This window comes from Sphingobium agrisoli, assembly GCF_041877245.1.
Taxonomy (GTDB): Bacteria; Pseudomonadota; Alphaproteobacteria; order Sphingomonadales; family Sphingomonadaceae; genus Sphingobium.
On sequence record NZ_JBHDJI010000001.1, the window covers coordinates 232,090 to 256,093 of the forward strand.

Sequence of the window (24,004 nt, forward strand, 5' to 3'; positions counted from 1 at the left end):
TGACCCGCATGCCATCTCCCGGCCGTCGTCGCTCGCACCCGCTGCTCGCCGGTGTTCCGTAAACGTTTACGGATGATGCTTGCGAGATCAATCCGCTTTTTGCGCTTGCATTTTGCGCCGCTCATCTTGCCAGATCGAAACCCATGAATATCCGCGGCCTCGCTCAGCACCTGAACCTGTCCATCGGCACAGTGTCGCGCGCGCTTAACGACGCGTCCGATGTGAGCGACGCGACCCGTCGCCGGGTGATCGAGGCGGCGGCGCGGCTTGGCTACACTCCAAACCAGTCAGGTCGGTCGCTGCGACGAGGGAGGACCGGGGCCGTCGCCTTCATCCTGCCCGTTACCGCTGAGAGCGGCGCTTATGGCGACCCCTTTTTCCTATCGCTGATGGGTGGGCTTCAACGTCATCTCGAACAAGCCGGCTATGAACTGATCGTCCTGCCGGTCCGCCACGATCAGGACGAACTGGAGCATCTGCGGCGCAGCCTTGGACGGGGTATCGCCGACGCCTGGCTACTTGCCGAAATCAAGCGACATGACGAACGAGTGGAGCTTCTCTCGGCTCGCCAGCTTCCTTTCGTCGCCTTCGGCCGCACTGGCAACCCCAGCGGCTATCCTTGGCTCGATCTTGATTTTCAACAGCTGATCAGTACCGCGGTCAGCCGCCTGCTCGGTCAGGGGCACCGTCGCATCGCTCTGATCACCCCTGGCCTCGACGTCAATTTCAGCAGCATCGTTATCGGCACCTATCGCGAGGCTCTTGAGGATGCAGGGGTGCCGTGCGACGATCGTCTCATCTATGTCGGGGATATCGGCCCTACCGCCTGTGCCGCCGCGACGAACGGCTTTCTAGACTTGAACGACCCACCTTCCGCCATCTTCGTCATGAGCGAGAATGGCCCTATCGGCGTTTACGCCGCGCTTCGTGGTCGCGGTCTCCAGCCAGGGACGGATGTCGCTGTCATCGGATCGCGCAATACCCCATCCTGTATGGCTCTCGATCCGCCACTGACCTGTTTTTCTGTGGACCTTCACGGCCTGGGAGAGGCGCTCGGGTCCATGTTGCTCGACGTCGTTGCCGCAGATGGAGCGCCAGAGGGCCGACCGGGCCTATTGTGGCCGTTTCGCTTGCGGCAGGGCGCGAGCGACCTTCCAGATGACAGTAAATGCTAAGGCGGGAACGCTTTCCACCCTGAGAGCGGATGGCTGGCGCCTGCAATGGGCCCTACTCTGGCAGTTCTTCGCGCGCCCCCAGTTCGCCTGTCAGCGCGGACAGTGACTCTAGGCATCGAAGTGCCTGGCGTCCCGGAGCGGAAGGCTCCGTCACCCATCCGTTAGAAAATCCGACGGCGGACATTTCGCCACCCTTCGCGATTTTGCACGAACCCTCTATTTTGCAGAGACGCTCAACGCCAGCCCTCGATATTCTAGGATTCGTCCGTCCCGTTGGTTCAACGCGCCGGCCTCGGCGACCTTTGCGTGGACCACGATTTTCCTTTGCGTGCTCATGCCGGGAAAGCTGCCTTTGCGCTCGGCGATTGTCAGCCGTTGTGCAGCATCATTCCAGATGAGGGGAATGCGCGCTGACGCGCCCTGCTCATAGCGATAGGATGTCCCGTCATCCTCGTAAAGGGTGGCCGATCCGTCGCGTCCCGGCCAGACCAGCAGATCGAGATCGCCGCCCAGCAGCCCTGCGGTTGACTGCCCCACCGCTCCCAACGGCAGGATGCTGCCCGCCCGGACATGCAGTGGGATGCGATCGATGGGCGCATCTACGCGATGGACCCGCCCGCCCTCGCGGCGTGCCCCCGTCCAAAAGTCATACCAGCCGCCATCGGAACGGGGCAGATAGACGTCCCAATGCCGGGCGTCGGCCGCCAGCACTGGCGCGACGTGCAGCGCCGGCCCGAACATGTAGCTGTGCGCCTCATCAAGAGCGGCAGGATCGTCAGGGAAGTCGAAGACGAGCGGGCGGATCAGCGGCATACCGCGCGCGGAGGCATCGGCCGCCAGCGCATAGCTGTAGGGCAGCAGGCGGTAGCGCAGTTCCAGAAACTGGCGCGCGACCCGCTCTACCTCGCCGCCATAGCGCCAGAATTCCGTGTCGGTCATATAGCCGTGGACGCGGGTCATTGGCAGGAAGCAGGCGAACTGGAACCAGCGCAGGAAGCGTTCGCGATAGGCGGGATCGTCATACTGCCCCTTGCCTGGGCGGAAGAAACCGCCAGCATCGACCGTCCACCAGGGTTGGCCTGCTGCCGCCATGTTCAAGCCCGCCGGGATCTGGCGCTTCAGCGTTTCCCAGTCATTGCCGATGTCGCCCGACCAAGTCGCCGCGCCATAGCGCTGTTGCCCGGGCGCGGCGGACCGCGTGAGGATCATCACCCGCTTGTCGGGGAAGGCTGCCCGCTGCGCTTCATAGACCGTGCGGCTGACCTGAAGCGGATAAACGTTGCGGCGCATCTCGCCCGGTTGGGTTTGCCCCGCCGCCGCGTAAATGGTGCGGCCGGCCAGATCGTCATTCTCCGGTTCGGTCGCGTCCTGCCACCAGGCATCGATGCCAAGCCGCCCCAGCCGCTGCGTCTGGTTATCGGCATAAAAGCGCGCGGCGGCGGGGTTGAAGAAATCGATCCATTCGGTGCCCGGAATGTAGAAGTCGCGGGCGGCGACCTGCTTGCCCAGTTCGGTGTCTTTGCCGACCTTCGACCAGACCGACAGCATCAGGCCCATGTTCATCGCGTGCAGGTCGTGCACCAGCCCGGCGGGATCGGGATAGTTGGCCTCATCGAAGCGCATGGCGTTCCAGCCATATCTGCCCCAATATTGCCAGTCCTGCACCATCATGTCGCAGGGCAGCTTACGCCGCCGGAACTCGCGCGCGGTGGCAAGGATTTCCTCCGACGAATGGAAACGCTCGCGGCAATGGATGTAGCCGAGCGCCCAGAGCGGCAGCATCGGCTGCGGCCCCAGCAGAGCATGATATCCCGCCATCACCTCTTCCGCCGCAGGACCGGCAATGACGATATAGTCAATGCCGTCCGAGACCGGCGAAGTCCATGTCGTGCGGTCCTCGACCGGGGCGAAGGCGAGCGTGGGCGCGTCCTCGTCACCGGCGCGGATCAGCACGCGATGGTCGCCCGCCGTCAGGTCGTGCAGGAAGCTGGCGGTCGGGGGCAGCCACAGGTTGGCGAGGTCGGTCGTAGGCACGCCGTCTATCTCGACATAGTGACGCGAGGACATCTTGCGGCCGAGGTCGAGGAAGAAGGCATATGGGCCGCCCCGATCGACCGAAAAGCGGCCGGTGAACTCCGCGTCCCGTCGCTCCACCCGCGCATTGCCGGTGCTGGTCGTGACGTCGGCGGCATTGGCCGCGCCGGCAACCGCCATTCGCTCCAAAGGGATCACCCGGTTGGGACGGTTGATTTCAGCCATGCCCGGATTGTGCCACAGCAAGCCATAGCCCTTGCTCGACAGGATGAAGGGCTGGCTGATCTGCGTGTTCACCTGCGTCAGCCGGCGCGGCAGGCCGCGAATGTCGAGATGGCCGTCCTGAAAGCAGCCGGTGCCATAGAGCCGTTCGTCGGGCGGGCTGGCGAAGCCCTGGGTCGCAGCGAGCTTCGGCGTGCGGCGCACGTTACTTTGCGTTACGCGCCGCGAGCCCGGACTTTCGGCAAGAAGTAGCCGCCCTGTTCCATCGTAGAAGGACAATGTGGCGGTCGTGGGATCCCACTCGCAGCGCGCATGCGCCACAGTCAGGCGCGTCTTGCCGCCGACATGGCTCTTTCGCACCAAGGGCCTTGCGGTCGTGGGTGCCAGCATCTCGCTCGCCGGGACCGTGTCGCCCGGGCGGGGCGTCGCCCTAACGCGAAACGCGCGGTCGCTCAGCGCGTCCACCATGATGGCAAGGTCGCCGGATCGGACGGTCAGGTCATGCACCACCGTCCGCGCGGCCAGCCGAGGCGAGGCGACCACCACCGCCGCGCCACCTGACAGCAACAATGAGCGCCGCGAAAGCGTCCACGCCGGTCCGCTTGTCGATCCCTTCACACGCTCTCCTCCGATCGCCTTGTGGTCTTCTACATCCAGGCGCCGAGTTGCCAGGGGACGAACTCGAAATCGCCCAGGCCCAGCGCCTCCGATTTCGTCGGTTCCCCCGATGCGGTTGCCAGCAGCCGGTCGAAGATCATCTCCCCCGCTTCAGCCACCGAAAGGCCATCCAGAACCGGCGAACAGTCGATGTCGATATCGTCCGCCATCGCCCGCGCCAGCGGCGCGTTGGACGCCAGCTTCAGGCACGGCGTAGGCTGCGCGCCGAACACCGATCCGCGCCCGGTGGTGAAGGCCAGAAGATTGGCGCCGGACGCGATCTGGCCCGTTGCCGAACAGGGATCATAGCCGGGCGAATCCATGAAGTTGAGGCCGTTGACCCGCCTTTGCTCGGCATAGAGCAGGACGTCGGCCAGCGGCGCGGAGCCGGCCTTGGCAATCGCGCCCAGCGACTTTTCGAATATGGTGGTGAGCCCCCCGGCCTTGTTGCCCGGCGACGGATTATTGTCGAGGCTGGCACCGTTGCGCGCGGCATACTCCTCCCACCAGGCAATCCGCGCGTGCAATGCGCGCGCCACTGCGGGGTCGGTCGCACGGGCGATCAACAAATGTTCCGCGCCATAGATTTCCGGCGTTTCGGACAGGAGAGCGGTCCCGCTCGCCGCGACCAGCAGGTCCGTCGCCGCGCCGAGCGCGGGATTGGCTGTCACTCCCGACCAGCCATCGGAGCCGCCGCATTGAAGACCCAGCACCAGGTCCGCCGCCGGCCGCGTCGTGCGGCGATCCCCCGCCGCTTCCTCGATCAGTTCGGCGACGATGGCGCTACCCTGTTCGATTGCCTGCGCCGTGCCGCCCGCGTTCTGGATCGTCAGCGTGCGCAGGCGCGGCCCGGCGGTCAGGCCCTGCCGCGCCATCATCTCGTCGATCTGCGCCACTTCGCAGCCCAGTCCGATCAGCAGCACGCCCCCGAAATTGGGATGCCGCGCATAGCCTGCCAGCGTGCGTTCCAGCGTGTCGAAACCGTCCCCCGACTTGGACATGCCGCACCCGCTGCCATGGGTGAAGGGGGCGACGGCATTGATGCCGGCCGGCAATCGATCCTCGAAATGACGAGCGATGCGGCGCACGACCGTGGCGGAACAATTGACGCTGGCAATGATGCCGATGGCATTGCGTGTGCCCACCGAGCCATCGGCGCGCAGATAGCCTTCGAAGGTTGCAGCGGAGTGACGGGCGGCGGCGATCCGGGAAGTCGGAGCCGGCACGCCTGCACCCGCCTGATAATCGCCCACCTCCAGGTTATGGGAATGGACATGCTCCCCCGCCGCAATTTCACGGGTGGCGACGCCGATGAGCTGCCCATATTTGCGGACCATCTCGCCGGCCGAAATCGGCCCCAGCGCCATCTTGTGCCCGCTCGGTATTGCGTCGCGCGCCGCAATGCCCAGCACATCATCGCCGGGTGCCGCATCGTCGATAAGGATCGCGACATCGTCCGCGTCCGATATGCGTAACGCCCGAACCATTATCTTCCGTCTCCATAACGCCCTGCCCGGCTGGCGTCACCGCTGAACTGGACGATGGTTATGTCCGGCACATCCTGTCCGGCTTGCGCGGCTTCCCAGGCGAAGAGGTCGATATGGGCCTGGAGAAAACGGCTGGCGCCGAATTGCACGATCATGGCTGTCGCGTCGCCAGCATATAGGCCCGCGCGGCATTGCCGCCGAAGATGGCTGCTTCGGCATCCGGACAGCGGCGCGCGACATAATCGGCAATCAGGTCGTGCACGGCGCGATAGGGGGCGGCGAGCAGACAGACGGGCCAGTCCGACCCCCAGATCAACCGCTCCGGACCGAACGCAGCGAAGATGTGATCGAGATAGCGCTCCATATCTTGCGGCCGCCAATGCCGATGATCGGCCTCCGTCACCAGTCCCGACACCTTGCACCAGACGTCCGGCAGGCGCGCGACAGCCGCGAGATCATCGGCCCATGGCTGCCAGCCGCGATTGGCGATGTCAGGCTTGGCCCCATGGTCCAACACGAACCGGCCCGACCCAACCCTGTCGAGGAAGGCGGGGACGATCGCGAGTTGCGCATGATTGACGAGCAGATCGTAGGTCAGGCCGCGCCGGACCGAGGCTCTAACCCCGTGAACGAACGCGTCCCCCAGCAGGAAATCGGGATCGGCCTCATCCTGCACCACATGCCGGTAGCCGACGATCAGCGGGTTCGTCCGAGCATCGAGCAGCGTGTCGATGTCGGGAGCGCGCAAGTCGATCCAGCCCACCACCCCGACGATATGATCACATCGCGCAGCGGCCTCCAGCAGAAAATCCGTCTCACCAGCGCATTGCCGGGCCTGCACGGCAATCGCGCCGTCGATCCCGGCAGCATCCAGACCTGCGCACAGATCGGTCGTCCCAAAATCGTGGGCGATCACGGATGCCGGATCGATCCAGCCGAATGCGGCAGCATCATAACGCCAAAGATGATGGTGAGCATCTATTCTCATATGCGATGCTTAACTTGCATATATGGGAATGATCGTCTAGGCCTTGGCTGACATATCGCCCGTCTCAGGAGTGCGTGATGAAAGCGATCATCTGTCGCGAACCCTACAGCATCGCGATGGAGGAACGACCCGAGCCGACAGCGCAGATAGGCCAGGTGCTGGTCCGCATCCGGCGTGTGGGGTTGTGTGGCACCGATTATCATATCTTCGCGGGCCGCCATCCCTTCCTCACCTATCCGCGCGTCATGGGGCATGAGCTGGGCGGTGAAGTCGTGGAGGCCGGCCCGGACTCTGCTTTCCGTCCCGGTCAAACAGTGGCGATCAACCCCTATCTTGCGTGTGACCACTGCATCGCGTGCCGCCGCGGCAAGCCCAACGCCTGCATGAACATCAGCGTGCTGGGGGTTCATGTCGATGGCGGCATGACTGAGCTGATCGCGATGCCCGAACGCGCGGTGATCGACGCCACCGGGCTCAGCATCGACCAGGCGGCGATGTTGGAATTTCTGGCGATCGGCGCTCATGCGGTTGCCCGGTCGCGGGTTGGCGCGGACGACCGGGCGCTGGTCGTCGGCGCGGGACCGATCGGCATCGCGGCAGGGCTGTTCGCGCGGCTGAACGGCGCGTCCGTGATCCTGGCCGATACCCGCGCATCGCGGCTGGCCTATGCCCGCGACCGGCTGGACTTCAGCGACATCGTCGCGGCCGGTCCAGGCTTGGCCGACGATCTCGCCGCCCGAACCGATGGAGAGATGTTCGACATGGTGTTCGACGCCACCGGTTCGCTGGAAGCGATGGCGCAGAGCCTCAACTATGTGGCTCATGGCGGCGCGCTGGTGCTGGTCGGCGTCGCGCCCGGCGATCTGGTTTTCCCCGATCCCGAATTCCACAAGCGCGAAACGACCCTGATTGCCAGCCGCAACGCGCTTTCGGCCGATTTCGGTCGGGTCAAGCAGGCGATGCTGGACGGCAGTATCCCGACCGATGCGCTCCACACCCACAGCCTGTCGGCCGAAGAGATGCCCATGCGCATCCCGGAGCTGATCGCAGAGGCGGATCATGTATTGAAGGCGATCGCCCGCTTTTAGGAGGATCGCATGACGTCCACCCGCGCTGCCTTCCTAGATCGTCTGGCCGCCAGCGGCACCATAGGCTTCGGCGCGTCGACGCTTGGCAACCTGTACCGCCGCATCGGCGATGCCGACGCGCGCGCGACGGTGGATGCCGCCTGGAACGAGGGGGTGCGCTATTTCGACACCGCGCCCTTCTACGGGTTTGGCCTCAGCGAACGGCGGCTGGGGGACGCGCTACGCGATCGACCGCGCGACGAGTATATCCTCTCGACCAAGGTTGGGCGGCTGCTCATCCCCGGCGAAGCTGAAGAAGAGCGGTTCGGCTTCCATTCACCGATGCCGTTCAATCCCGTGTACGATTACAGCTATGATGGCGTGATGCGATCGGTGGACGCGAGCCTGCATCGCCTGGGCCTCGGTCGCATCGACATCCTCTACATGCACGATCTTGGCCGGGTGACGCACGGCAGCGATCATGTCCATTATTTCGGCCAGGCACTATCGGGCGGTTTCCGGGCGATGCATGCATTGCGGGACCAAGGCGTGGTTTCGGCAATCGGCCTTGGCGTCAACGAGACGGCAATTTGCGCGGAAAGCCTGGCCCATGCCGATCTGGACCTGTTGATGATCGCGGGGCGCTACACGTTGCTCAATCCGCGAGGCGCCGTGTTTTTCGAGGAGTGCCGTCGGCGAGGCGTGGGCGTAGTCGCAGCCGGGGTCTACAACTCCGGCATCCTGGCGACCGGCACGACCGGAGGCGATGCGCTCCATTATGATTATGAACCCGCGCCCGATAGCATCGTGCGAAAGGTCACCGCTATCGAAGCCTGTTGCGCGCGTCATGGCGTACCGCTGCCGGCGGCGGCGTTGCAATTCGTCCGCACGCATCCGGCGGTGACGATGGCGGTGGTCGGCACCGGCAGTGCGCGGCGCATCAAGGAATCGGTCGCGTTGGCCCGGTTTCCGATCCCGCCCGCCTTCTGGGAGGCGACGCGGGCGGACGGGCTGCTGGACGAGGCGCCATTTGCCACTTCTACCTGAAGCAGCGCGTTGAAAGAAAATGGAGAGGAACGCCGTGACAATGGAAGCAAGCTTAGCGACGGGCGGCGGCGTAGCAAAGCGCGGGTTCATCCTGCGCGCCTATCGCTGGGGCTTCGCCCTGATCGTCAGCCTGTTCTTCCTTTGGGCGCTCGCCAATAATTTCAACGATATATTAATACGCCAGTTCCAGAAGTCGCTCGGCCTCAACCGTGCGCAGGCAGGCTTCATCCAGTTCGTATTCTATATCGGCTATTTCGTCGTCGCGTTGCCTGCCGGGCTGCTGATGCGGCGGCTTGGTTACCGGGCGGGCGTGCTGGTGGGACTTGGCCTCTACGCCCTTGGCGCCCTGCTCTTCTACCCGGCATCGCTGATGCTGAGCTTTGGCATGTTCCTGTTCGCGCTATTCGTGATCGCCGCGGGCGCGGCCTTCCTGGAAACCACCGCCAATGCCTATGTCGGCTTCTTCGGCGACGAGGACACGGCCGTCCAGCGCCTCAACCTGGCCCAGGCGTTCAACGGCCTGGGTGCCTGCATCGCCCCGGTCATCGGCGGTCTGCTCATCTTCTCTGGCGTCGAACATTCACACGCGACCCTGGGCGCGATGAGCGCGGCCGAACGCGCCGCCTACCGCGCGAGCGAGGCGACGACGGTGCAACTGCCCTATCTGCTGCTGGCCCTGGCCGCCACGGCTGTCGCGATCGCTGTAGCGCTTGCACGGATGCCCGATACCCGCGAGGCTGCCGATGCGCCGCTTGGCGTACAATCCCGCCAGGTCATCCGGCATCGTGCGCTCACCGGCGCGGTAATCGCGCAGTTCTTCTATGTCGGCGCGCAGGTCGGAATCTGGAGCTATTTCATCGATTTCGTGAAGGATGGGACGCCCTGGATTTCCGAGCGCCACGCCGCCTTCCTCCTGTCAGGCAGCCTGGTGCTGTTCATGATCGGCCGCTTCACCGGCACGGCGATCATGGGCCGGATGCGCCCCGCCGCGCTGCTGGGCATTTATGCTGCCGCGAACATCCTGCTCTGCACGATGGCCGCGCTGGCGCCGGGCTGGGTGGGGCTGAGCGCGCTCATCCTCGTCAGCTTCTTCATGTCCATCATGTTCCCCACCATCTTCGCGTTGGGAGTCGACGGACTGGGTTCGGCGCGGCCGCTGGGATCGTCCTGCATCATCATGGCGATCATCGGCGGCGCGATCTTCCCGCCAATCATGGGCTTCGTTGCCGAGGAGGCGGGAAGCCTCGCTCCGGCGATGCTGCTGCCGGCGGCATGCTTCGTCGTGATCCTGCTTTACGCGCGGCGCGCTGCCCGCGCCTAGCCCGGTTGATGGCCCAGCGCGTCGGATATCCGCAGAACCGCATCGCGCAACAGGTCGCGCGCGGCAGCCAGGTCAACCTTCTGCGATCCGTCGATCAGTTCTAGGAAGGGGATGGTCAGTGCCGCAGCAATCCGCCCGTCGAAACCAAAGACGGGAAAGCTGATGTCGGTCACGCCATGGGTGATGGGACTTTTCCGGCTGTCGAAACCCTGATCCCGGATCAGCGCGATGCGGCCTGACAGCCAAGCGCGATCGATGGGCGCATGCCCCTCCTGCTCGGCGGCGGCGATAATCTGCTCGGCCCGTTGCGCCGTGGAGAATGCCAACATCACCTGCCCCGAACAGCTTTGGACGATGTCGATCCGTGCGCCCACGCGCAGGGCAAAGCCACGCGTTTCGGGCTGCTGCTCGACCGCCACCACCAGGCCATGCCCGCCATTGGCGACGACGAGGTGGCAGGACTGACCGGCAGCGATCGCCAGGCCCTGCATCTCCGGCAATGCCGCCCGCACCAAATCCTGCGCCGGGGTCGCTCGAAACGCCATTTCCAGCAGTTTGTAGGATACGGTGTAGCGATCGGTGCGGGCCGATTTGCGCAGATAGCCAAGCTGTTCCATGACGACCACAATGCGGAACAGTTCGCCCACCGTGCGGCCGAGCCGCGCAGCCATTTCGCTGACCAGCGCGCCATCAGGATAGTCGGTAAGCAGTTCGATGATCTCGAACGCCTTACCGACTGCGGGCGCCGCGTAGGTGCCCTTGAGATTGATCCGTTGCATGGGAAGCGGCCTTGAATGGCGGTGCCCGTCACGCGCCGCTGGAAATCGTTACCGTGGTCTGGCAGCCGCTGACAAGCCGGACCGTACCGTCAACGTAAACAAATGGTGGAGCCGTGGTAGGGTTAAGGCCCATTTATAGACAGAAAGCGATGTGAGCAGCGGCTTTACGCGCTCGACCCTTGTGAGACACTTGCGGTCAATTCCTGGTCCCCAAAAGCATAAGAACAAGGGTCAGGCCGTCGGTTATGGCATGAACGTCACCAGCCGAATACATATCGTTCGCGCCGGACGTCCGCACCTCCGCGCAAGGTGCCGCTGCCCGGCACGACGCCCGCTGCGACGATACCGGTGGACACGCCAAACGGACCGAGCACATCGAGCTTGTGCCCGCGCGCGGCGAGGTCGACACGAATCTCCTGCGGCACACGATCCTCGATTTCCAGCACGCCCGGCTCATCCTTCTTGATCGCGAACGAACCGTGAAAATGGTTGGAGTTGATCCGTGGCGCTTCGATCGCGGCCTGAAGCGGCTGGCCATAGGCTAGGACGCGCAGCAGGACATTCATGATCTGCTGGTCCTGATTGTCGCCGCCCGGCGTTCCGATCGCGAGGAAGGGCGCGCCGTCCTTCATCACGATCGACGGGGAAAGCGTCGTGCGCGGTCGCTTGCCGGGCGCCAGCACATTGGGGCTTTGCGGATCGAGATCGAATACGGTCAGGCGGTTGCTCATCGGAACGCCTGTGTCGCCGGGAATATAGGCACCACCCAGCATCCAGCCGGAACTGGGCGTGCAACTGAATAGATTGCCGTCGCGATCCACTACCTCGATCGCCGTGGTATCAGCCGTCGGGCGTGGCGGCGCTTTTAGCATATGCGGTGTAAAAACAGGTGTGGTGCGTGATTTGCCCTCGAAGGCCCAGGGATCGCCGTAACGATGATCGAGCGAGGCGCGCGGTCCGATCTGTTTTGCGCGGGCGGCGGCGTAGCTTTTCGAAAGCAGCCCCTTCATCGGCACGGTCGCGAAATCGGGATCGCCGAAATACATATTGCGATCGTCGAAGGCGAGCTTGATCGATTCCGCGACGATATGGAGATAGTCGGCCGATCCCGGCGTCATCGACGCAATGCCCGCCGCTTCGGCAATGTTGAGCGCCATCAACATCGCGGGCCCCTGGCTCCAGAAGCCACCTTTGCAGATGTCATAGCCGAAAACGCGGGTATTGGCGGGCGCTTCGATCTTGCCCTTGTAACCAGCCAGGTCTTCGTAGCGCATCAGGCCGCCGTCACGCTCCATCGCCGCGCCGATGCGCCGGGCGATGTCCCCCTTGTAGAAGGCGTCGCGCCCCGCCTGGATCGCGGCCTTGCGGTCGTTGCTTTTGGCATAAGCGGCTGCGCCGGCATCGGCGATGATCCGCATCGTGCGCGCAAGGTTGGGCTGGCGGAAGATCTCGCCGGTGCGCGGCGGCTGTCCGCCGGGATAGTAGGCGGCATAGGCGTCCGCCCACTTCGACGTCGCCTTTTGCTGGCTGGCGAACACTTCGGCGAGGAAGTTATACATCACGAAGCCGTCGGCGAGTTCGATCGCGGGCTGCATCACCTGATGCAGGCTCATCGTGCCGTTGAGTTGCAACGCCAGCGCCATCGCATCGACCATCGCTGGAATGGTGCCGCCATTAGGACCGTTGCCGGGAATAACACCCGCCGCCGCGAACCGATCCGGCGTCGCCAGCGCGGGCGCGGTCCCCTGCCCGTTCACCACAGAGACCTTTTTCGCCTTGGCGTCATAGATGATCGTCGGCGCTTCGCCGCCGAAGCCGAAGTGCGAGATTTCGGTGACGGCGGCGGCGAATACGGCGGCAACGCCGGCGTCCGTTGCATTGCCGCCCGCCATCAGCATCCGCGTGCCGGCGGCGACGGCGTAATGGCGTCCGGCCGCGACGATACCGAAGCTGCCGACGATTTCGGGACGCAAGGTTTCGCCTGCGCTCACCAATCTGGTTGGTTCGATCGCCGGCTTCGGCGGCGACACGCTTTGCCCGATCGCGCCTGCCTCCCACCCAGCAGCGGCCACGCCCGCCATGGCAAGTGCGGCGAGGTCACGGCGCGAGACGCCAAATTCGGGCTTATCGGTCATGTCAGCTGTCCCCTGTATGCCACCAAAGGCGCGCCGGCAGACGCGGCGCAGGTGCATTTGCCGTACACCCAACGAAAGGCGGCCGGATGTCCGCCATCCATATGGGTGTTTTCGACAAAGTTCACAAAATTGTAAATTTGAATGGCGGAAATTGCGCCGCTATCAGTTCTTACGACCGAAAGCATTCGCCGCTGCGGGGTGGCAATGCGCGTTGAAGGGCCTTGTCAGGCTGCGATAACCCGCGCTGAAGGGGACGATGCCGGCACTCCATTTTGGGGGTCCGCTGATGCACTGCCCGGATTTCAAGAATGACGATCGCGCCACCCGCCCCTTGCGCGGGCTGCGGACGCGATCGCCCGGCTGCCCGGCGCGATGGACCCGCATGATGCTGGAGTGGACCTGAACAGGGGCGCACACGCAGGACAGGGGAACAGCAGCATGAGGGTCAAATTCACAGCCGGACAGTTACGGATCATCGCGGGGGTCAGCATGAGCGCCCTCACCATCGGCAGCGCCGCAGCACAGACCGCCAGCGACGCAGCGCCGCAGCCTGAAGAAGCGCCGGCCGCCGAAATCGTCGTCATCGGATCGCAGATCAGGGGCGCCAACACGGCCGGCGCGCTGCCCGTCAATGTCGTTGGCGAACAACAGATCGAAGCGGTCGCCGCCGTGTCCGGCGCGGACCTTTACCGCTCCATCCCGCAATTGGGCGGGGTCACCTTCAACGAACAGGTATTGGGCGGCGGCAACGCCAATGCGGCGCGCGGTGACGTATCGACCGTCTCGCTGCGCGGCTTGGGCCAGGGCAACACGCTGCTTCTCATCAACGGCCGCCGCACCGTCCTCCATCCTACCTCGCAGGCGATCACCGGGGTCATCGATTCCGGCGTCCCGACCTTCGGCTACAACTCCAATACCATACCCGTCGGCAATATCGCTCGCGTCGAAGTGCTGCGCGACGGCGCGGCGGCGCTCTACGGGTCGGACGCGGTCGCGGGCGTCGTCAACAATGTGCTCAATGCCGATTACAAGGGCGCGCGGTTCGACATCCAATATGGTGGCGCGGAGGGGACGAACCTGCGCGAACTGGCGGTGAACGGCCTGGTCGGCACCAATTTCGCCGAAGGGCGCGGCAACATCACCCTGTTCGCCGGATATGCCCGCAAGTCGAAGCTCTATCTCGCCGACCAGGACTATACCGCCTTCGCCGATCGCCGGCCTTTCGTCGCCGGCACCTCCTTCGCCAATGTGAATGCTTTCAACGGCACCAGCACATCGACGCCATGGGGCACGTTCCGCGCGCTCAACGCGACGCCCAGCGCCAACGGCCTCGTCAGCTTCTTCAACCGCTCCATCACCAGCAACGGCACCGCCTTTACCAATGCGTCGAGCCAGTTCCACATCCAGCCCAACACCAACAGCGGTTGCCGCATCGCATCGCGCACGCCGGGCATGTGCTACGATGACGGCAATGGCGTCACGGAAATGGCGACGGTCGATTCCAACCTGCGCTTCGATTCGCCAGGTACGTTCAAAGATCTGACGACCCAGCCGTCAGTCCGCCGCATCAACCTGTTCGCCAACGCCCATTATGACCTAACCGACAATCTCACCTTGTTCGGCGAGGCGGGCTTCTATCGCGGCGTCACGCACGCGACCATCGGCGCGCCGGGATCGCTCGCCAATATTCCCATCACAGTCGCGGCCAACGCCTATTGGAATCCGCTGGGTCCGGTCGGCTCGCCCAACCGGCTGCCCGGCCTCTCCACCGCGCACGTGCCGGAGACCGGCCTGCCTGTGCAGATCACCGCGCTCAGCTATGTCGATGTGGGATCGCGCCCGGTCGACGTCACCAACTATCAATATCGCTTCCTGGGCGGCCTGCGCGGCAGCCTGGGCGACTGGGATTTCGATACCGCCGCGCTCTACACCTGGGCAACGGCGGCGGACACGCAGCGCAACTTTTCCAACACGCTGCTGCAACAGGCGATCAACCGGACGACGCCCGACGCCTATAATCCGTTTAACGGCGGTTGCGTCGATGCGCCCTCCATCGGCGATTGCACCCCCAATTCGCAGGCGACGATCGACAGCTTCATGATCGACGCGACCCGCCGCACCCGCACCAGCCTGGCGCTGGGCGACTTCAAGATTTCCAACAACGCGCTGATCGGCCTGTGGGGCGGCAACAGCATCGGCATCGCGGCGGGCATCGAATATCGCCGCGAGACCTATCATGACAATCGCTCCACCTATCAGGGCGGCATTGCGGGGGTCGACACGACCTATACCGATGCGGTGACGGGCATCTTCTACGGCTCCGACCTTGGCGGGGCGAGCCCCTCCCCCGACGTGCGCGGCAAGCGCAACGTCAAGTCCGCCTATGCCGAACTCGCCATCCCGATCTTCAGCCCGGAGATGGAAATCCCCTTCTTCCGCAGCCTCGAATTCCAGCTCGCCGGCCGCTACGAGGATTATAGCGACGTCGGATCGGTCGCGAAGCCCAAGATCGCAGGATCATGGGAGCTGTTGCAGGGGATGCGCCTGCGCGGCTCCTGGTCGCAAGGTTTCCGCGCGCCGAACCTGGAGGTCATCAACACCTCGACGCTCGATCGCGTGAACCAGGGCATCGACTATGTGCTGTGCGAGGCAGACGTCCGCGCCGGTCGCATCGCCAACTTCTCGCAATGCGCCCGCAGCATCTCCGTCCTGCGGCGCAGCGGCGGCAACCCGAACCTGAAGCCGGAGGAATCGACCAGCTGGAGCTTCGGCGCGGTCTTCTCCCCGCCGCTGGGCGAAGGCTGGGGCAAGGTGACCTTCACCGTCGACCGCTGGAAAATCCAGCAGAAGAATGTCGTGGGCCTGCTCGACTATCAGAATGCGCTGAACCTCGACTATCTGCTGCGCACGCAAGGGAGCACCAACCCCAACGTGGTGCGCCGCGCACCGACCCAGACCGACATCGACCTGGCCGCCGGAACCGGCCTCGCGCCGGTGGGCGAATTGCTCTACGTCGTCGCCAACTTCCAGAACCTGTTGCCGGTGACGGTCCAGGGCATCGATTTCGGCCTCGATTATTATCTGCCGACCGCCGCGCTGGGCACCTTCTCGCTCAACGTCAATGCCTCGCGCCTCATCAGCTATTTCGTTGATGCGCCCGCCGCCGTGCAGCAGGTGATCGACGCGCAACGGGCAGGGCAGATCAGTGCGTCGGTGCCGGTCCAGGGCGGCGGCGACGTAATCGGGCGGGACGGACAGCCGCGCTGGCGCATTTCCGCCACGCTCGACTGGACGATGGGCCCGGTAAAGATCGGTGCCTTCACCCAGTTCGTCGACGATGTGTACGAAAATGCCGTGTTCGACGCCCGCAACACCAAATTCGTGGTGAAGGGCCAGACGACCGTCAATCTCTACGCCCAATATACGTTCAAGAATGACGGCCCGCTCAATGGCACCACGATACAGGTAGGCGCGCGCAACATCTTCGACCAAGACCCGCCCCTGTCGTCGGCCGGCTATCTGTCGAGCGTCTACACGCCGCAGGCGCGCTACTGGTACACCAGCCTCAAGAAGAGCTTCTGAGCCGGGCGGGAGGGCGCGCGCCGCCCTCCCGTCGCTCGGACCCCCAGGGACATCATGGCTGACCAAACCTCTCCACCCGGCGCTCTTCACCGCCGCGAATTGCTGGCGGCGGGGCTGGCGGGCGTCGGTCTCGCCGCCCTGCCTCGCCCGGCCCTGGCACAATCCGGTGCCCGCGCGCCCGATGCGCCACGATCGGGCGGGGCGAGCGTCGCCGCGCATCGGGTCGAAGTGCCGATGCCGCATGGCGGCGTCACCGCCGGTCATCCGCTCGCAGCCATGGCGGGAACGCGGATGCTGATGCAGGGCGGAACGGCGGCCGACGCCGTCGTCGCCGCCATGGCGGTCATGAACGTGGTCGAACCCTGGGCGTCGAGCGCGGGGGGCAACGGTTTCGCCACCTGCCTCGATCGCCGCAACGGCGCGGTCCATGCGCTTGCCTTCACCGGCGGCGCGCCCCGCCTGCTCGATCAGAACGGCGATCCCGCCGCGATGGATCATGGCCCCAGGGCGTTGACGGTGCCAGGCGCGTTCGGCGGCTGGATCGCGCTCGCCCGCCGCTTTGGCAGGCTGCCGCTGTCGGTGCTGCTGGAACCCGCGATCGGCTATGCGCGCGAGGGCCATCCGCTCGATCCGTCGATCGCCCTGTTCATCGCTCGCGCGCAAAAGACTCTGACGCTCTACCCGACCAGCGCCGCCATCTTCCTGCCCGGCGGCAAGCCGCCCGCGCCACGCTCGATCTTCCGCAACCCCGATCTCGCCCGCACCTTCCAGTCGCTCGCCGACGCGGAGACGCAGGCATTGAAGGGCGGGGCCGATCGGGACCGTGCGCTTCAGGCGGCGTACGACTATTTCTATACCGGCCCGATCGCGCAAGAGTTCGCGCGTTTTTCGGCGGCGACAGGCGGCTGGCTGCGGCTCGACGATCTCAAAACCTATCAGCCGCGCTGGGATAAGCCGGTCACGACCAATTATCGCGGCCTCGACGTCTATTGCAGTCCGCTGACCTCGCGCACGGGCCTTGAGGTCTGCGAACAGCTGAACCTTGTCGAGGGGTTCGATCTTGCCGCCTTGCCCGCCGACGATCCGCGCCTGGCGCATCTGCTGATCGAGGCGATCAAGGTCGCCAAGGCGGATGTTTACAAATATGCCGCCGATCCGCGTTTCAGCCAGACGCCTGTCGATGCGCTGCTGTCCAAGGCATATGCAGCGCAGCGCCGCACGCTGATCGACCCGGCGCGCGCTGGCCTTTATCTCGAAGGCGGTACGCCAACGCTCGCGGCGCTCAGGCGCGGCAAGTTCGGGGTGCGCGGCGACGACAGAACGCGAGGAGGCGATACGACGAGCCTGTCGGCCGTCGATGCCGACGGCAACGCGATCGCGGTCACGACGACGGTGGGCGGGGGGTTCGGCACCTTCCTTGTCATGGGCAATACCGGCATCCTCTTCAACAACGGCCTGCGGCTGGGGTCCACCGCACCCTATCCCGGCCACCCCAACATGCGCGCACCGGAGAAGGTGCCGTTACTAGGCAACGGTCCGACGATCGTCCTAGACAAGGGTCGGCTGAAGCTCGTTTTCGGATCACCGGGTGGGGAGACGATCGGGCAGACGCAGTTCCAGTTTCTGGTCAATGCGATCGACCGGCAGATGCCGATCCAGGCGGCGATCGAAGCGCCGCGCTTCGCGCTGGACGCCGATCCCAATTTCTACAAACCGGGGGCCGCGATCACGGTGCAGGCCGAAGGCCGCTTCTCGTCCGCCGTGATCGAGGGGCTGACGGCAATGGGTCATCGCGTCGAGCCGGTCGGCCCCTATGCGATCGGCAGCGTCCAGGGGATCATGGTCGATCCGTCCGGCGCGCGCATGGCGGGCGCGGACCCGCGCCGCATGGGATATGCGGTCGGATATTGATACAGCGACATCGAAATAGACAGGGGAAGCAGGGCATGAGCAAATCACTGAAATCGTCTATCGTCGCATTGTTGCTGTGCGGCGCGCCGATGGTTCATGCCGCGCCCGCCAACCTCCCTCCGCCGGGAGGTGAGCGACCTGTCGCATTCGATGTCCACGAAGGCACGTCGATGGCGGTGTCCGTTTCGCCCGATGGCAAGTGGCTGGCCGTCGATCTTCAGGGCAGCCTGTGGATCATCCCGGCCAAGGGCGGCAAGGCGGTGCGGATCACCGACTATTTCAATGACGCCCGCCAGCCGGTCTGGGCGCCCGACGGCAAGTCGCTCGCCTACTTCGCCTATCGCGAGGGCGGCTATGACCTATGGACGGTCAAGCCCGATGGCAGCGGGGCGCGCAAGCTGACGAACGGAACCTATGACGATCGCGAACCGGCCTTCTCCCCCGATGGCAGCAAGATCGCTTTCTCCTCCGACCGCAGCGGCAATTACGACATCTGGACGCTCGATTTGGCCTCAGGCGCGATCACGCAGATCAGCAAGAACCCGCACGAGGACCGGATGCCGACATGGTCGCCGGACAGCGCGCGCATCGCCTATTCGGGAACGGACGGCGCCAAAACCGGCCTCTATGCGACGACGCTCGCCACCGGCGTGGAAATCCCCTTGCGCGCGGTCGAAGGCCGCGTCGATGCGCCGTCCTTCGGCCCTAAGGGCGAACTCGCCTATGTCGTGCAGGATGGGAATGGCAGCCGGCTGGAGATCGACGGCACACCCGTCAGCGGCGCGGAGAATGTCTTTCCCTTCCGCATCTCCTGGGGACAGACCGGCTACTATTATGTTTCGGACGGCAAGCTGCGCCATCGCGCGGGCACCAAGAGCACGACCATCCCCTTCTCCGCCACGCTCGAATATGTGAAGCCGCAATATACCCGTGCCCGGCGCGACTGGGATAGCGATGCGCCGCGCAAGGCGCTGGGCATCGTCCACCCGACGATCTCGCCCGACGGCAGCCGCATCGCCTTCGTTGCTTTGGGCGATCTCTACCTGATGTCGTCCAAGGGCGGTGCGCCGGAAAATCTGACGAAGGACGGCGCGATGGATGCCGATCCCGCATGGTCGCCCGACGGCAAGCAGATTGGCTACACCTCCGACAAGGGCGGCGGCTTGCCGCAGCTCTGGATACGCGACCTTGCAAGCGGCAAGGATCGGAAGCTCACCAACATCGACACCCAGCCGCTGGGCGCGGCCTGGTCGCCGGACGGCACGCGCATCGCCTATATCGATGTCGACGGCCGCTGGGGCGTCGCGGGCGTCTGCATCATCGATGTGGCGACGGGCAAGATCACGCGCCTGCAAGGCTCGCTCGGCCAGCCCGGCAGCCCCAGCTGGTCCGCGGACGGCAAATATGTCGCGATCAGCCTGTCCTACAAATATTCCAACAGCTTCCGCGAAGGCACCAACCAGGTCTATGTGATCCCCGCCGATGGCAAGGGCGAGCCTTTCTGGCAGATCCCTGAAGCCAATATGTCGATGGACACGCGCGGCGGCGGCGGCCCCACCTGGTCGCCCGACGGCAGCAAGATGGCGGCGATCTACGAAGGGCTGCTGAAGGTCTGGCCGGTCGATCCTGATGGCAAACCGATGGGTCCGCCGCGCAGCTACAATTCGGAAATCGCCTATTTCCCGACCTGGACGGCGGATTCCAGGACGATTCTCTACCAGTCGTCCGACAAGCTGAAGACCGTTGATCTGGAAACCGGCAAGGTCGCCGACGTCCCCCTAGACCTCAGCTACACCCTGGCCAAGCCGACTGGGCGCACCATCATCCATGTCAGCAATCTGGTCGACTCCGTCCGCGACGAAACCCAGCATGACAAGGACATCGTCGTAGAGGGCAACCGCATCGTCGCGGTGCAGGATCATGCCGCTGCGCTTCATGCGACGGGCAAGCTGATCGACGGCACGGGCCTTACCGCCATTCCGGGCCTGATTGAGCATCACAGCCATGTGCAGAAGGATTTCGGCGCGAACCAGCACAAGGCATGGCTCGCCTATGGCATCACCACCGTGCGCGATCCGGGCGCGCAGGTCTATGACGGGCTGGAGGATCGCGAAGCGAGCGAGGCAGGGGTGCGGATCGGTCCACGCATCTACACCGGCTCTTCGCTGATGGAATGGCAGCGCGTTTACTACAAGATGGGCATTGCCGTATCCAGTCCCGCCCATCTGGAACGTGAGCTGGAGCGCATCCGGCTGCTCAAATATGACATGATGAAAAGCTATGTCCGGATGCCCGACCTCTATCAGCGGCGCATCGTGGAGGCGGCGCACAGCTTCGGCATCCCCGTGTCAGGCCATGAAATCTATCCGGCGGCCTATAGCGGGGTCGATGCGACCGAGCATCTGGGCGCGACCAGCCGGCGCGGCTATTCGCCCAAGCAGGGGCCGATGGGCATAGCCTATGAGGATGTGATCCAGTTGTTCGCGCGCAGTGGCCGCACGCTGACTCCGACGATGTTTGGATCGCTGACCGGCTACCTTGAGAAACACCCCGATTATCGCGACGATCCGCGCGTGAACCTCTACCCGGTCTGGGCGCAAAAATCGGTACGCGAGCAGGATTCGATGGCGGCAATGCTGAGACCGTTGCTGGCGGGCAGCCTCAAGTCGCTGAAGGCGATGTATGATGCGGGCACGTTCGTGACGGCGGGCACCGACACGATTATCGCGACCAACCTCCACTCGGAAATCGCATCCTATGTCGATGCGGGCCTGACACCGTTTCAGGCGCTTCAGACCGCGACGGTCAACAGTGCGAAGGCGTTGTTGCTGGACGCGGGCACGCTGGAAGCTGGCAAGCTTGCCGACATCGTGTTGCTGAATGGCGATCCACGCGTCGATATCGCGAACACGTTCAAGGTGCGCAAAGTCATGGCGAATGGATATGTCTTTGAATTACAAGATCTGTTACCTCAATAGCCTGTGTTGCAGGAGGGGCGCACGAGACCAGCATCCTTGCCGAAATGTGGAAGATCTGCTGTTTAAGCACGGCATCGACATTTGGCACCTGACAGCACCCGCAGACATCATCCGTTGGCGGCCTGCTCACTTGGCGTGACGGTGTGACATCGAAAATGGCCGCGCCTGCGGGCCGGTGGCCCACCTCTTGTTGGGCGTCGCCTGCATGGTAAAGCGCAGTTCGCCGCCGGCGCGGATTTCCTCGTCGCGCACGAGGCTGCGGTCGAGCGGCTTGCCGTTGAGCGTTACGCTGCCGACATAGCGGTTCGCGTCAGAGAGGTTCTCCGCCACCACCGTGAAGCGCTTGCCGTCGACGTTCAGCACGGCGCGGTCCACGAAAGGACGCCCGATGACATATTCGCCGCTGCCCGGCGCCACCGGATAGAAGCCGAGGGACGTAAACACCAGCCAGGCAGACATCTGGCCGAGATCGTCATTCCCGGCCAATCCATCCGGGGCGGGCTTATACTGACTCTCGACGATCTGTTTCAGCCTCTCCTGCGTGCGCCACGGCATGCCCGCATAGGCGTAGAGATAGGCGACGTGGTGGCTGGGCTCGTTGCCATGGATATATTGTCCGATCAGCCCCGCAATGTCCTCGGCATGGCTGTAGTCGATCTTGGAATTATCAAAGTCGAACATGGCGTCGAGCTTCGTCACGGCCTTCGCGTCGCCGCCCATCAGGCGAAACAGCCCCGCCTGATCCTGGGGCACGAACCAGCTATATTGCCAGGCATTGCCCTCAGTATAGTCGCTGCCATAGTTGATCGCGGTGGGATCGAAAGGGGTACGAAAGCTGCCGTCGGCGAGCCGCGCCCGCAGGAAGCCCGTCTTCGTGTCGAAGCTGTTGCGCCAGTTTGCGGCGCGCCTTGCGAAGCGGTCTGCTATCGCTGTTTTGCCCAGCTTGCGCGCCAGACGGGCGATGGTCCAATCGTCATAGGCATATTCGACCGTCTTGGATGCCGCTTCCGGCTCCCGGTCGATGGGCACGTAGCCCAGCGTCATATAGTCGCCAAGGCCGCCATAGGCACGATAATCCGCACTCGCGACCATAGCGTCGAGCGCATCGCTACAGTCTATGCCGGCAAGCCCCTTGAGGCATGCGTCCGCGATGACCGGCACGGCATGATAGCCGATCATCGTCCATGTTTCCTTGCCCGCAAACTGCCAGACGGGCAGGATGCCGAAGGGGCTGGTGCGTTGACTTGCCAGCAGCGATTTGATGAAGTCGGCGTTCTTCCCCGCCGGCTGGATGAGCGTCAGCAGGGGATGCTCGGCCCGGAACGTATCCCATAGCGAAAAGGTCGAATGCGCGGTGAAGGGCATGCCATTATACGACCCTTCGTGCACTTGATCGTCTGGCCCGCGCCAGCGCCCATCGGCGTCCGCCCACACGCTCGGCGCCATCAGGCTGTGATAGAGCGCGGTGTAGATGTTCTTGCGCGCAGGCGCGGGCGCATCGATCTCCACCCTGCCCAGCGCCTCGGTCCAGGCGGCGCGGGTCTTTGCATGGATCGAGTCGAAACTGCCGGGTTCGGCAGCCAGATTTGCGAGCGCGCCATCCTCGTCGACCCCCGACAGCGCGACCTTCACCTCCAGTGGCTGGGCGAGCGTGCCGAAATCGAGACTGGCGACCAGCGCCCGACCTGCAATCGAGTCCAGCGTTTCAGGACCGCGCCCCGGCCCCTTGAAGCCGCGATAGCCAAAATCGCCTTCGGTGCTGACGAACCTGTGGCCGGTCATCGGCGCGGAAAAGCGGATGGCAAAGAACAGCCGGCGGGGGGCGGCCCAGCCCCGCACTTCGCGCATGCCGGTGATCGTGCCATCAGGACGGATTCGCAGGGACGCCCAGAGAATCTTGCCGGGATAGTCGTAGATGATCGAGCGCAGATCGAGCACGAGATGCGCGGCCTTGTTCGCCGCAAAGCGATAGCGATGCACGCCGACCCGCGTGCCAGCGGTCATCTCCGCCCGGACATCTGCATCTGTGAGCGTCACGGCATAGTAGCCGGGCGACGCGACCTCCTCTGCCTTGCGCGATCGATAGCCCGATCCCAGCTTTGCAGCGTCACCCGCCTCCATCGGAACGGTTTCACCACTGACCGGCATCACCAGGAAATCGCCAAGGTCACTGTGGCCAGCGCCCGAGAAATGGGTGTGGGAAAAGCCCAGGATTGTCGGGTCTTCGTGCCGATATCCCGCAGCCCAGTTATAGCTTTTGCGCGCCGCGCCGACCAATGTGTCGGGTGACAGCTGCACCATCCCGAACGGCGCGACAGCGCCGGGGAAGGTGTGCCCTTCGCCTGCCGTGCCGATGAACGGATCCACGACATCGACGGGCGCAGACGGCGCCGACGGAGGCGTTTGGGCGATGGCCGCGCACATCATCAGAGCGGACGCGGAGATGGCAAGGACTGCTTTGAACATGGCGCAACTACAGCACAGGAGTACGGTGTCGCCAAGCCGTCCCTGACGGGCTGAGGGCAAGGATGGCAAAGCTGCCTCAACGCAGCGCGTCAAAACGCCCTAATCCATGATAGGGGCGGGAACGGCCGCCGTTGGCCCTGGTTTTCATGATCAGG

The 24,004-nt window shown here is 64.4% G+C and carries 15 protein-coding genes; 8 read left to right on the plus strand and 7 right to left on the minus strand.

Going from position 1 to position 24,004, the window contains the following annotated elements; all coding sequences use genetic code 11:
- Window positions 1–143 precede the first annotated feature (143 nt).
- Complete coding sequence (locus tag ACETPF_RS01080) at window positions 144–1,175, plus strand: LacI family DNA-binding transcriptional regulator (protein WP_373932419.1); 1,032 nt, start codon at window positions 144–146, stop codon at window positions 1,173–1,175.
- Window positions 1,176–1,391: 216 nt separating this feature from the next.
- Here the strand turns inward: ACETPF_RS01080 and ACETPF_RS01085 are convergent, their stop codons facing one another.
- Genes ACETPF_RS01085 through ACETPF_RS01100 form a run of 4 tightly spaced genes read right to left on the minus strand, consistent with a single transcriptional unit; the run spans window position 1,392 to window position 6,563 of the window.
- Entirely contained in the window at window positions 1,392–4,049 is a 2,658-nt protein-coding gene (locus tag ACETPF_RS01085) for a glycoside hydrolase family 31 protein (protein WP_373932420.1), read from the minus strand.
- A gap of 29 nt (window positions 4,050–4,078) precedes the next feature.
- Window positions 4,079–5,575 carry a UxaA family hydrolase gene (locus tag ACETPF_RS01090; protein ID WP_373932421.1) on the minus strand — a complete coding sequence of 499 codons (1,497 nt, stop codon included), beginning with the start codon at window positions 5,573–5,575 and terminating at the stop codon, window positions 4,079–4,081.
- Complete coding sequence (locus ACETPF_RS01095; protein ID WP_373932422.1) at window positions 5,575–5,730, minus strand: hypothetical protein; 156 nt, start codon at window positions 5,728–5,730, stop codon at window positions 5,575–5,577. Before ACETPF_RS01095 ends, ACETPF_RS01090 begins: the two co-directional genes overlap by 1 nt.
- On the minus strand, window positions 5,727–6,563 hold the full coding sequence (locus ACETPF_RS01100; protein WP_373932423.1) for an amidohydrolase family protein: 837 nt from the start codon (window positions 6,561–6,563) through the stop codon (window positions 5,727–5,729). The genes ACETPF_RS01095 and ACETPF_RS01100 overlap by 4 nt, the downstream gene beginning before the upstream one ends.
- 77 nt (window positions 6,564–6,640) lie before the next feature.
- Between ACETPF_RS01100 and ACETPF_RS01105 the strand changes: the two genes are divergently transcribed.
- From ACETPF_RS01105 to fucP, 3 genes are read left to right on the plus strand one after another with little or no spacing between them, the layout of a single operon-like run.
- On the plus strand, window positions 6,641–7,651 hold the full coding sequence (locus tag ACETPF_RS01105) for a zinc-binding alcohol dehydrogenase family protein (RefSeq protein ID WP_373932424.1): 1,011 nt from the start codon (window positions 6,641–6,643) through the stop codon (window positions 7,649–7,651).
- A gap of 9 nt (window positions 7,652–7,660) precedes the next feature.
- On the plus strand, window positions 7,661–8,677 hold the full coding sequence (locus ACETPF_RS01110; protein WP_373932425.1) for an aldo/keto reductase: 1,017 nt from the start codon (window positions 7,661–7,663) through the stop codon (window positions 8,675–8,677).
- A gap of 40 nt (window positions 8,678–8,717) precedes the next feature.
- The gene (fucP, locus tag ACETPF_RS01115) at window positions 8,718–9,998 is read left to right on the plus strand and encodes an L-fucose:H+ symporter permease (protein ID WP_373932426.1); all 1,281 of its coding nucleotides are present in this window, start codon (window positions 8,718–8,720) and stop codon (window positions 9,996–9,998) included.
- On the opposite strand, the gene ACETPF_RS01120 is transcribed toward fucP, so the two are convergent.
- Window positions 9,995–10,777, minus strand: a complete 783-nt coding sequence (locus ACETPF_RS01120) for an IclR family transcriptional regulator (protein WP_373932427.1) — start codon at window positions 10,775–10,777, stop codon at window positions 9,995–9,997. The two genes, fucP and ACETPF_RS01120, sit on opposite strands and share 4 nt — an antisense overlap.
- A 257-nt stretch (window positions 10,778–11,034) precedes the next feature.
- Window positions 11,035–12,912: a gamma-glutamyltransferase family protein gene (locus tag ACETPF_RS01125; protein WP_373932428.1), complete on the minus strand. Its 1,878-nt coding sequence runs from the start codon at window positions 12,910–12,912 to the stop codon at window positions 11,035–11,037.
- 256 nt (window positions 12,913–13,168) lie between these two features.
- Here ACETPF_RS01125 and ACETPF_RS01130 point away from each other — a divergent pair, with 256 nt between their 5' ends.
- The 4 genes from ACETPF_RS01130 (at window position 13,169) to ACETPF_RS01145 (ending at window position 21,383) form a co-directional block, all read left to right on the plus strand.
- Entirely contained in the window at window positions 13,169–13,315 is a 147-nt protein-coding gene (locus ACETPF_RS01130; RefSeq protein ID WP_373932429.1) for a hypothetical protein, read from the plus strand.
- Between the two features lie 86 nt (window positions 13,316–13,401).
- Window positions 13,402–16,494: a TonB-dependent receptor domain-containing protein gene (locus ACETPF_RS01135; RefSeq protein WP_373933036.1), complete on the plus strand. Its 3,093-nt coding sequence runs from the start codon at window positions 13,402–13,404 to the stop codon at window positions 16,492–16,494.
- Window positions 16,495–16,548: 54 nt separating this feature from the next.
- Window positions 16,549–18,405 (plus strand): gamma-glutamyltransferase family protein, encoded by a 1,857-nt coding sequence (locus ACETPF_RS01140; protein WP_373932430.1) that lies wholly within the window; start codon window positions 16,549–16,551, stop codon window positions 18,403–18,405.
- A gap of 35 nt (window positions 18,406–18,440) precedes the next feature.
- On the plus strand, window positions 18,441–21,383 hold the full coding sequence (locus ACETPF_RS01145; RefSeq protein ID WP_373932431.1) for an amidohydrolase family protein: 2,943 nt from the start codon (window positions 18,441–18,443) through the stop codon (window positions 21,381–21,383).
- A gap of 126 nt (window positions 21,384–21,509) precedes the next feature.
- Here the strand turns inward: ACETPF_RS01145 and ACETPF_RS01150 are convergent, their stop codons facing one another.
- The gene (locus ACETPF_RS01150; protein WP_373932432.1) at window positions 21,510–23,849 is read right to left on the minus strand and encodes a GH92 family glycosyl hydrolase; all 2,340 of its coding nucleotides are present in this window, start codon (window positions 23,847–23,849) and stop codon (window positions 21,510–21,512) included.
- Window positions 23,850–24,004: the final 155 nt, after the last annotated feature.

What these genes read in the sequence shown, in the direction of transcription:
- ACETPF_RS01080 (WP_373932419.1), top strand. Translation starts at nt 144, where the DNA reads ATGAATATCCGCGGCCTCGCTCAGCACCTGAACCTGTCCATCGGCACA.
- ACETPF_RS01090 (WP_373932421.1), bottom strand. Translation starts at nt 5,575, where the DNA reads ATGGTTCGGGCGTTACGCATATCGGACGCGGACGATGTCGCGATCCTT.
- ACETPF_RS01095 (WP_373932422.1), bottom strand. Translation starts at nt 5,730, where the DNA reads ATGATCGTGCAATTCGGCGCCAGCCGTTTTCTCCAGGCCCATATCGAC.
- ACETPF_RS01100 (WP_373932423.1), bottom strand. Translation starts at nt 6,563, where the DNA reads ATGAGAATAGATGCTCACCATCATCTTTGGCGTTATGATGCTGCCGCA.
- ACETPF_RS01105 (WP_373932424.1), top strand. Translation starts at nt 6,641, where the DNA reads ATGAAAGCGATCATCTGTCGCGAACCCTACAGCATCGCGATGGAGGAA.
- ACETPF_RS01110 (WP_373932425.1), top strand. Translation starts at nt 7,661, where the DNA reads ATGACGTCCACCCGCGCTGCCTTCCTAGATCGTCTGGCCGCCAGCGGC.
- fucP (WP_373932426.1), top strand. Translation starts at nt 8,718, where the DNA reads ATGGAAGCAAGCTTAGCGACGGGCGGCGGCGTAGCAAAGCGCGGGTTC.
- ACETPF_RS01120 (WP_373932427.1), bottom strand. Translation starts at nt 10,777, where the DNA reads ATGCAACGGATCAATCTCAAGGGCACCTACGCGGCGCCCGCAGTCGGT.
- ACETPF_RS01125 (WP_373932428.1), bottom strand. Translation starts at nt 12,912, where the DNA reads ATGACCGATAAGCCCGAATTTGGCGTCTCGCGCCGTGACCTCGCCGCA.
- ACETPF_RS01130 (WP_373932429.1), top strand. Translation starts at nt 13,169, where the DNA reads ATGCCGGCACTCCATTTTGGGGGTCCGCTGATGCACTGCCCGGATTTC.
- ACETPF_RS01135 (WP_373933036.1), top strand. Translation starts at nt 13,402, where the DNA reads ATGAGCGCCCTCACCATCGGCAGCGCCGCAGCACAGACCGCCAGCGAC.
- ACETPF_RS01140 (WP_373932430.1), top strand. Translation starts at nt 16,549, where the DNA reads ATGGCTGACCAAACCTCTCCACCCGGCGCTCTTCACCGCCGCGAATTG.
- ACETPF_RS01145 (WP_373932431.1), top strand. Translation starts at nt 18,441, where the DNA reads ATGAGCAAATCACTGAAATCGTCTATCGTCGCATTGTTGCTGTGCGGC.
- ACETPF_RS01150 (WP_373932432.1), bottom strand. Translation starts at nt 23,849, where the DNA reads ATGTTCAAAGCAGTCCTTGCCATCTCCGCGTCCGCTCTGATGATGTGC.